Here is a 317-nt window from a genome sequence, read left to right on the forward strand (position 1 = left end):
AAATAAATCATACATTAGATTGATATTCAATAAATAAATTTAAATTAAACCCGGCTACTAAAATAACATACGATAGAAGAATCAAAGCTAGCCTTACTTCATAAGAAATAGTCTGAGCTACAGCTCGTAGTCTCCCTAATAAAGAATATTTACAATTAGAAGACCACCCTGCAATTATTACCCTATATACTCCAAATCTTAAACAACAAAAAAAAAACAACACTCTTATATCAAATTTTCTTACTAACCCAATATCATAAGGTAAAACAACTCATACTAACAAAGATAAAAATAATCTAAATACAGGAGAAAAATAA

1 pseudogene is annotated in these 317 nt (G+C 26.8%); it reads right to left on the reverse strand.

Features of this window, described 5'->3' with window-relative positions:
* Positions 1-7 precede the first annotated feature (7 nt).
* A pseudogene (locus tag E8K88_RS18665) lies at positions 8-256 on the reverse strand (NADH-quinone oxidoreductase subunit H); the annotation flags it as partial.
* Positions 257-317: the final 61 nt, after the last annotated feature.

The organism is Lampropedia aestuarii, assembly GCF_004803635.1.
GTDB classification, from domain to species: Bacteria; Pseudomonadota; Gammaproteobacteria; order Burkholderiales; family Burkholderiaceae_C; genus Lampropedia; species Lampropedia aestuarii.